Origin of the sequence: Streptococcus oralis (assembly GCF_003942585.1) — a bacterium.
In the GTDB taxonomy this organism is placed as follows: Bacteria; Bacillota; Bacilli; order Lactobacillales; family Streptococcaceae; genus Streptococcus; species Streptococcus oralis_BE.
In genome coordinates this window covers 1-8,889 of record NZ_RJNK01000016.1, presented here as the reverse complement: position 1 = coordinate 8,889, position 8,889 = coordinate 1, and the positions used below count along the sequence as shown (strand labels likewise).

Sequence of the window (8,889 nt, the reverse complement as noted above, 5' to 3'; positions counted from 1 at the left end):
ATATGAAAGGTATTGAACTCATCTGTTTACAACATCCTGTTTCTGTTGATTTGAGAAAAATTATAACTATAGTAAAATTATCCACAGATATTGAACGTATTGGTGATCGAATCATTGAAATAGTTAAGAATTTAAAAAATATTCATACAATGCATGAATGGGGACCATTATTTTATGAAATGCTAAAAATACATTTTATTCTAGGGGATCACTTAAAGAAAACTCTAACATGGTATAAGAATAGAAACTATGAACCTGACGTATATGACTATAATAAAAAATGTAAGTTGATATCTGGTCTATGTCAAAAACTAGGAGACAAAGTAGTAGAGAACTTTCTTATTGAATCCTCAAATGTTGATGAAGCTATTGTATTTTTAGAAGTTATTAATATTCTTGATAAGATGTCCCATACAACAAAATCTATTTATAAATGGTTAGATTATCAGGAAATTGGAGTATTATAGTTAAAGAGGAGTATATATGCAGACAATAGTAGATAATTTTGCTAATAAAGTTATTGAATATGGAATTTATAAATCGATGGACCAAATATATATAAAAAATAGAATATTGGCTTTAATCGGTGAAGAAGGAACTGATAAGATTTCAAATGATAGTGATCTTAAAAAATTAAAAGACAATTTAGTAGAAATAGCTTTAAAGAACGGTAAAATTGCTGATTTAGCTGAGGCAAAGGAATGTTTAGGTGCAGAGCTGATGAATTTTATCGTTCCATTACCAAGTCGCCTTAATGATATTTTTTGGAGTTCATATGATGTTTCGCCACAGGAAGCAGTTGAAGAGTTCTATCAGTTAAGTAAAGATAGCGACTATATTAAATTGTCAGCTATCGCTAAAAATATAGCTTTTCATACTGAAACTAATTATGGTTCACTTGAAATTACAATCAATTTATCAAAACCGGAAAAAGATCCGAAAACAATCGCAGCAGAGAAATTGGTAAAGTCATCTAATTATCCAAAATGTTTACTTTGTATGGAAAATGAAGGTTATCAGGGGAGAATAAATTATCCAGCACGTGCTAATCATAGAATTATTCGGTTGGAACTGGGAGACGAAGTATGGGGTTTCCAGTATTCCCCATACTCATATTTTAATGAGCATGCGATATTCTTGAATAGTCAACATGTACCAATGGCTATTACGTCCAAAACATTTGAACAATTATTGGAGATTGTTGATATTTTACCAGGATATTTTGCTGGTTCAAATTCTGATCTTCCTATCTCAGGAGGTTCTATTCTTAGTCATAATCACTACCAGGGAGGAAAACATATTTTCCCAATGGAAAAAGCAAAAATTGAGAGAGAATTTCTTTTTAAAGACTTTGAGGATGTTAAAGCAGGTATTGTAAAATGGCCGATGTCAGTGATTAGGCTACAAGGTGAAAATAAAAATCGTTTGGTAGAATTAGCTACTAAAATCCTAAATATCTGGAGAGAATATTCAGATTTAGAAGTAGACATCATTGCTAAGACTGAAGATATTCCACACCATACGGTGACTCCTATTGCTCGTAAAGTGGATGGAAGATATGAATTGGATATTGTTCTGAGAGATAACCATACTACTAAACAATACCCAGATGGTGTTTACCACCCTCATCAAGATGTACAACATATTAAAAAGGAAAATATCGGGTTAATCGAAGTGATGGGACTTGCGATTTTACCACCTCGTTTGAAAACAGAGTTAGAAGAAGTTGAAAAATATCTTTTAGGAGAAAAAAATTCAATTGCAAACTATCATTTAGAATGGGCTGACCAATTGAAAGAAAAATATCCTAATATTAAAAAAGAAGAGGTTAATCGCGTAGTTCAACACGAAGTAGGACAAGTATTTGCGAGAGTTCTCGAAGATGCTGGCGTTTATAAGAATACTCCGTTTGGACATGAAGCGTTTATGAGATTTGTTAAGTCGGTTGGAATTAGTTAGGAGGAACCCCAAATGGCAATATTGGTGACAGGCGGAGCTGGTTATATTGGTAGCCATACCGTAGTAGAATTATTAAATTTAGGGAAGGAAGTCGTAATTGTCGATAACCTTTCGAACTCTAGCATCTTGGTATTAGATCGGATTGAAGCAATTACTGGGAAACGTCCTGCGTTTTACGAATTAGATGTTTGTGATAAACAAGGATTGAGAAAAGTTTTTGAACAAGAATCTATTGAGGCTGCAATTCATTTTGCAGGATACAAAGCTGTCGGAGAATCCGTGCAAAAGCCTGTGATGTACTACGAAAATAATATTATGAGCACATTAGCTCTTGTTGAAGTGATGTCAGAGTTTAAAGTTAAGAAGATTGTATTTTCATCGAGTGCGACTGTATACGGCATTCACAATCAATCACCCCTCATTGAGACAATGCCGACAAGTGCAACAAACCCTTATGGGTACACCAAAGTGATGCTTGAACAAATTTTAAAAGATGTTCATGTAGCAGATTCAGAGTGGAGTATTGCATTGCTTCGTTATTTTAATCCGATCGGGGCTCATGAGTCTGGGCTTATTGGTGAAGACCCCTCTGGAATTCCCAACAACTTGATGCCTTTTATTGCACAAGTAGCTGTAGGCAAGCGATCAGAGCTAAGTGTTTTTGGAGATGATTATGATACGGTAGATGGTACTGGTGTTCGCGATTATATCCATGTAGTGGATTTAGCGATAGGGCATATAAAAGCTTTAGAAAAAGTATCCGAAAAAACAGATGTTTATATTTATAACCTGGGCTCAGGAGAGGGAACTAGTGTATTACAACTTGTAAATACATTTGAAAGTGTCAATAAGGTTCCAATTCCTTATAAAATTGTTCCAAGACGATCAGGAGACGTTGCGACTTGTTATGCAAATGCAGACAAAGCGTATAAGGAGTTAAATTGGAAGACTACGAAAACGGTTGAAGATATGTGTAGAGATACATGGAATTGGCAATCCAAAAATCCTAATGGATACAATAAATAATAAAGCACAATAGTCTTGTGATATGTATATATAAAAAAAATCAAAAAAAAATTATGAAAGCGCTTGACAAAGTAATCGTTTACATTGTATAATGTAAACATGAATGACACCGATGTCAAAAATAAAAAAGAAGGTCTTTTTATGAAAAACTTAACAAAAATTAAGTTCAAAGAGAACGGGGAATTTAATCATTTCCCAGGGAATACAGTTGTTGCAAATCTTTATACTAATTCAGATTTGATGGAAGTTGTTGATATCATTCAATCACGTTATAGAGAGTTGCCATTTATAGATAAATTTACATTAACTCCAAGAGATTCTATTCATATGACAGTAATAGAGTTACTTTGTCACGAAAATCGTGAGTCTGAATTTTGGAGTAGTCATCTACCACTAGATACACCATTACAAGAAATTCATGATTACTTTGCTAAGCAACTAGAAATCTTCCCATTACTCAACGAAGATATTCATATGCGAGTTACTGAAATGGGCAATCAAAACATTTTAGTTGAACCAGCAGATGAAAAATCAGCTAAACGATTAGAAGAAATTAGAACGTATGTTTCAGAAAAAGCAGGTGTTCGATTCCCTAATCATGATCGCTATCAATTCCATATCTCAATTGGATATCTTCGAGTTCCATTAACGGAAGATGAAAATGAAGAGTTTACAAAGGTGAAAAAGGAATTAACAAAAGTTCTACTTGAAAAGATTCCTGTAATTACTGTAAATCGTATTGATTATACAGTATTTGAAGATATGAGACGATTTGTTCCATATTGTGAAAAATTTTAAAAAAAATTATTATTAAAAATATAAAGGAGTTTTCATATGAAAAAATCTAAATTGTTATCGCTTTTAGCTGCAGGGGTTGCGGTTACAACATTGGCAGCATGTTCAGGTGGTTCAAATAATTCATCAAATTCTTCGAGCGATACACCTCAATCAGAAGAAAAAGCTGATAAGAGCCAAGAATTAGTAATTTATTCTAACTCTGTTTCAAACGGACGTGGAGATTGGCTAACTGCTAAAGCAAAAGAAGCTGGTTTCAATATTAAAATGGTTGATATCCCTGGTGCTCAATTAGCAGACCGTGTTATTGCTGAGAAGAATAATGCAGTTGCAGATATGGTATTTGGAATTGGTGCTGTTGATTCAAATAAAATTAGAGATCAAAAATTACTAGTACAGTACAAGCCTAAATGGTTAGATAAAATTGATCAATCTTTATCAGATAAAGATAATTATTATAATCCTGTGATTGTTCAACCATTAGTTTTAATTGGGGCGCCTGATGTAAAAGAAATGCCTAAAGATTGGACTGAGTTAGGTAGCAAGTATAAAGGTAAATATTCAATTTCTGGGCTCTCAGGTGGAACAGGGCGTGCTATCTTGGCAAGTATCCTTGTTCGTTATCTAGATGATAAAGGAGAATTGGGTGTTTCTGAAAAAGGTTGGCAAGCAGCTAAAGAATATTTGGAAAATGCGTACACTCTTCAAAAGGGTGAAAGTTCAATTGTTAAAATGTTGGATAAGGATGACCCAATCCAGTATGGAATGATGTGGGGTTCTGGTGCATTAGTTGGACAGAAAGAACAAAATGTTGTATTTAAAGTAATGTCTCCTGAAATTGGTGTCCCGTTTGTAACTGAACAAACAATGATTTTGAATACTAGTAAGAAACAAGCTTTAGCTAAAGAATTTATTGATTGGTTTGGTCAAACAGAAATTCAAGTAGAGTATAGCAAAAACTTTGGTTCTATTCCTGCAAATACTGAGGCAGTGAAAGAGTTACCAGAAGCAACTAAGAAATTTGTTGATCAAGTGAAACCACAAAGTATTGATTGGGAAGCTGTTGGAAAACATTTGGACGAATGGGTCGAAAAAGCTGAACTTGAATATGTAAAATAGGACATAAGTGTAATTTTTAAAATTCCAAGTCTCTCTAATGTTTCTGCACATACAAAAGAAATTAAGAGGGACTTTTTATATATTAGTAAAGGAAGTTAATAATATGATTAAATTTGATAATATTCAAATTAANTATGGTGATTTTATCGCGATTGATAATCTTAATTTAGATATTCAGGAAGGAGAATTCTTTACCTTTCTAGGACCTTCTGGATGTGGTAAATCAACAACTTTGAGAGCTTTGGTAGGTTTTCTAGACCCTTCATCTGGAAGTATTGAGGTTAATGGCACAGATGTTACGCACTTGGAGCCTGAAAAACGTGGAATCGGGATCGTATTCCAATCTTACGCACTATTTCCAACAATGACAGTTTTTGATAATATTGCATTTGGTTTAAAAGTTAAAAAAGTTGCTCCAGATGTTATTAAAGCCAAGGTTTCTGCAGTGGCTGCTAAAATTAAGATTTCAGATCAACAATTGCAACGTAACGTTTCAGAATTATCTGGAGGACAACAGCAGCGTGTAGCTTTAGCTCGTGCTCTTGTTTTGGAACCTAAAATCCTATGTTTGGATGAACCCTTGTCAAACCTAGATGCAAAATTACGTGTGGATTTGAGAAAAGAGTTGAAACGTCTTCAAAAAGAATTGGGAATTACAACTCTATATGTTACACATGACCAAGAGGAAGCGTTAACGCTATCTGATAGGATTGCTGTTTTTAATAATGGTTTTATTGAACAAGTGGGGACACCAGTAGAAATTTATCATAATTCTCAAACAGAATTTGTATGTGATTTCATTGGAGACATTAACGTACTTACAGATGAAACTGTTCACGGAATTCTTCTAAATAATGCTCATGTTTTTTTGGAAGATAAAAAAGGTTACATTCGTTTAGAAAAAGTTCGCTTCAAACGTGAAACGGATCAGGATTTTGTCTTAAAAGGTTCAATTATTGATGTTGAATTTTCAGGAGTTACAATTCACTATACTGTTCAGGTATCTGAAAACCAAATTCTTAATGTAACAAGTATCGATAGTCAGTCAGCTATTAGATCTGTCGGAGAAAGTGTGGAATTATTTATCACACCATCAGACGTTCTGCAATTTTAAGGAGGGGCAGTATGCGTCATAAATTAAATTGGAAAGATTGGCTCATTCGTTTAGGCTTAATCTGGTTCTTGGTAACTTTCATCATTTATCCAAACTTTGATTTAGTAGTTAATGTATTTGTGAAAGGTGGGGAGTTTTCACTTGATGTCGTACAACGAGCTTTTAAATCTCAACGTGCGATTCAGAGTATTTTTAACAGTTTCAAGTTAGCATTCTCACTAATTATAACTGTTAATGTTGTTGGTGTACTTTGTGTATTGTTTACAGAATATTTTGATATTAAAGGAGCTAAAATATTAAAACTAGGATACATGACGTCACTAATCTACGGTGGAGTAGTTTTGGCTACTGGTTATAAATTCGTTTATGGACCATATGGAATGATTACCAAATTTTTACAAAGTATTATTCCATCTTTAGATCCTAACTGGTTTATTGGTTATGGTGCAGTTCTATTTATTATGACATTTTCTGGTACTGCTAATCACACCTTATTCCTAACTAATACAATTCGAAGTGTAGACTATCATACTATTGAAGCTGCACGTAATATGGGTGCCAAACCATTTACAGTGTTTAGAAAAGTAGTATTGCCAACTCTAATTCCTACTTTATTCGCTCTTACAATTATGGTTTTTCTAAGTGGGTTATCAGCAGTAGCAGCACCTATGATTGTTGGTGGGAAAGAATTCCAAACTATTAACCCAATGATCATAACATTTGCTGGAATGGGAAATTCTCGTGACTTAGCCGCCTTTCTAGCAATTATTTTGGGTATTGCCACTACGATTTTGCTTACTATTATGAACAAGATCGAAAAAGGCGGAAATTATATTTCTATTTCTAAAACGAAAGCACCTTTGAAAAAACAAAAAATCACATCTAAACCATGGAATATCATTGCACATATTGTTGCTTATGCTTTGTTCACTGTTTTCATGTTACCATTGATTTTCATTGTATTGTATTCATTTACTGACCCAGTTGCAATACAGTCAGGAAACTTATCATTATCAAACTTTACTCTTGATAATTACAGATTGTTCTTTAGTAATAGTGTTGCGTTTTCTCCATTCCTAGTCAGCTTTATATATTCTATCATTGCAGCAACTACTGCAACAGTTCTTGCTGTTGTGTTTGCGCGAGTAGTTCGTAAACATAAAACTCGATTTGATTTCTTGTTCGAATACGGAGCTCTTCTTCCTTGGCTATTACCAAGTACACTTCTAGCAGTTAGTTTATTGTTCACTTTCAACCAACCTCAACTTTTAGTCTTTAACCAGATTCTAGTTGGTAGTTTAGTAATTTTGCTAATCGCTTATATTGTTGTAAAAATTCCATTCTCTTATAGAATGGTACGTGCAATCTTATTTAGTGTTGATGATGAGATGGAGGATGCTGCTAGAAGTATGGGGGCTTCACCATTTTACACAATGATGAAGGTTATTATTCCTTTCATCTTGCCGGTAGTTCTTTCTGTTATCGCACTCAACTTTAACTCTTTATTGACCGATTTCGATTTATCTGTATTCCTTTATCATCCATTGGCTCAACCATTAGGTATTACGATTCGTTCTGCAGGTGATGAAACAGCAACATCTAATGCACAAGCTCTTGTATTTGTTTATACAATTGTTCTAATGATTATTTCAGGAACTGTATTGTACTTCACACAGAGACCGCGTGGTAAGAAAAGGAAATAGTAATGCAATCATCCAGCATTGGACTATCATACATTGAAATTATTATTAGAGTCGTGTTATCTTTGGTCATTGGAAGTATTATTGGCTTAGAAAGAGGAAGTAAATCTCAACCAGCAGGTATTCGTACACATAGTATCGTTTGTATGGCTGCTTGTTTGATTATGATGACTAATGAATTTGTATCTTATAAGTTTGGAACAGGAGATCCGACACGTTTAGGTGCTCAAGTTATTTCTGGTGTTGGTTTTCTTGGAGCTGGAACAATTCTTATCACAGATAAAAAGAAGGTTACTGGTCTGACAACTGCAGCAGGAATCTGGGCTTCTGCAGGAATAGGTTTAGCTATTGGAGTAGGTTTTTATGAAGGTGCTCTGTTAGTAGCTATTTCTGTGTGGAGTGTGATTTCTATGTTTCAGCCTTTAAAAAAATATCTTCAAAGTCGTTCAAAAGTTATTGAATTATATATTGTAGTTAAATCTACTGAGGCATATAATCGAGTATTAGTTTATTGTGCAGAAAATGGAATTCGATTGAATGATTCAAGAACTGCTTTTGGAGATGTTAATTCTGAAAGAATTGAATATTTTGATGTTCCAGACAAAAGAATAGCATCATTTATGACTCTAGAACTTTCAGGTAAGTTTGAACATCTTAAACTAATGGAAGAAATAGCAAATATTGTTGGTGTTATTTATGTCGAAGAAGTTAGTTGATATAGAATAAACAAAGGGGCAGTTATTCTTGTCCCTTTGTTTTTTAGGTGATAATTGACTCGAAATTATTTGCAAAGTATAAGGATAAACATAAATGAAGGTATATAATATTAATTTTGACTGTGGAAGAATAACGTATTTTGAATATAATTCTTTAGTGCAAGTATATAGATTTCATTCTTTTTATGATATTTGTGAAATTGTATTTTCGTCTTCTTTACCAGCTGATGATATATTAGCAAAAGTTATTGTTAAGGAAAAGATTATTCCGATCTTAGACTGCTATGTCCAAATGTTATTAGATACTTTTATAGTTTCAATGGATTTTACCGAAAATGATTTTTTATATTTTCGTGGTAAGTTATTTTCATACAAGTTTATCAGTTGTGAAGTAGAAAAAATTGTAAAGAATAAAGATTTTAATTGTCAATGTTATTTTTTTGAATCGGAAGAATAGAGT

General features: G+C 33.3%; 9 protein-coding genes. All 9 read left to right on the top strand.

The window, feature by feature from the left end; all coding sequences use genetic code 11:
• Positions 1-467 (top strand): PhoU domain-containing protein (locus D8862_RS09435; RefSeq protein ID WP_142998964.1); only part of this gene is annotated, 467 nt, incomplete at its 5' end.
• A 16-nt stretch (positions 468-483) separates the two neighbouring features.
• Positions 484-1,959, top strand: coding sequence for a UDP-glucose--hexose-1-phosphate uridylyltransferase (galT, locus tag D8862_RS09430; protein WP_125450193.1), 1,476 nt, complete (start codon positions 484-486; stop codon positions 1,957-1,959).
• 12 nt (positions 1,960-1,971) lie between these two features.
• The gene (gene galE, locus D8862_RS09425) at positions 1,972-2,985 is read left to right on the top strand and encodes a UDP-glucose 4-epimerase GalE (RefSeq protein WP_125450192.1); all 1,014 of its coding nucleotides are present in this window, start codon (positions 1,972-1,974) and stop codon (positions 2,983-2,985) included.
• 141 nt (positions 2,986-3,126) lie between these two features.
• On the top strand, positions 3,127-3,783 hold the full coding sequence (locus D8862_RS09420; protein ID WP_084973849.1) for a DUF1868 domain-containing protein: 657 nt from the start codon (positions 3,127-3,129) through the stop codon (positions 3,781-3,783).
• A gap of 36 nt (positions 3,784-3,819) precedes the next feature.
• On the top strand, positions 3,820-4,899 hold the full coding sequence (locus tag D8862_RS09415; RefSeq protein ID WP_125450190.1) for an extracellular solute-binding protein: 1,080 nt from the start codon (positions 3,820-3,822) through the stop codon (positions 4,897-4,899).
• Positions 4,900-5,002: 103 nt separating this feature from the next.
• Complete coding sequence (locus D8862_RS09410) at positions 5,003-6,013, top strand: ABC transporter ATP-binding protein (protein WP_125450188.1); 1,011 nt, start codon at positions 5,003-5,005, stop codon at positions 6,011-6,013.
• An 11-nt stretch (positions 6,014-6,024) separates the two neighbouring features.
• On the top strand, positions 6,025-7,716 hold the full coding sequence (locus tag D8862_RS09405; RefSeq protein WP_084973843.1) for an ABC transporter permease: 1,692 nt from the start codon (positions 6,025-6,027) through the stop codon (positions 7,714-7,716).
• Between the two features lie 2 nt (positions 7,717-7,718).
• Complete coding sequence (locus D8862_RS09400) at positions 7,719-8,429, top strand: MgtC/SapB family protein (protein ID WP_084973841.1); 711 nt, start codon at positions 7,719-7,721, stop codon at positions 8,427-8,429.
• 94 nt (positions 8,430-8,523) lie between these two features.
• The gene (locus D8862_RS09395; protein ID WP_125450186.1) at positions 8,524-8,886 is read left to right on the top strand and encodes a hypothetical protein; all 363 of its coding nucleotides are present in this window, start codon (positions 8,524-8,526) and stop codon (positions 8,884-8,886) included.
• Positions 8,887-8,889 lie beyond the last annotated feature (3 nt).

What these genes read in the sequence shown, in the direction of transcription:
- galT (WP_125450193.1), top strand. Translation starts at nt 484, where the DNA reads ATGCAGACAATAGTAGATAATTTTGCTAATAAAGTTATTGAATATGGA.
- galE (WP_125450192.1), top strand. Translation starts at nt 1,972, where the DNA reads ATGGCAATATTGGTGACAGGCGGAGCTGGTTATATTGGTAGCCATACC.
- D8862_RS09420 (WP_084973849.1), top strand. Translation starts at nt 3,127, where the DNA reads ATGAAAAACTTAACAAAAATTAAGTTCAAAGAGAACGGGGAATTTAAT.
- D8862_RS09415 (WP_125450190.1), top strand. Translation starts at nt 3,820, where the DNA reads ATGAAAAAATCTAAATTGTTATCGCTTTTAGCTGCAGGGGTTGCGGTT.
- D8862_RS09405 (WP_084973843.1), top strand. Translation starts at nt 6,025, where the DNA reads ATGCGTCATAAATTAAATTGGAAAGATTGGCTCATTCGTTTAGGCTTA.
- D8862_RS09400 (WP_084973841.1), top strand. Translation starts at nt 7,719, where the DNA reads ATGCAATCATCCAGCATTGGACTATCATACATTGAAATTATTATTAGA.
- D8862_RS09395 (WP_125450186.1), top strand. Translation starts at nt 8,524, where the DNA reads ATGAAGGTATATAATATTAATTTTGACTGTGGAAGAATAACGTATTTT.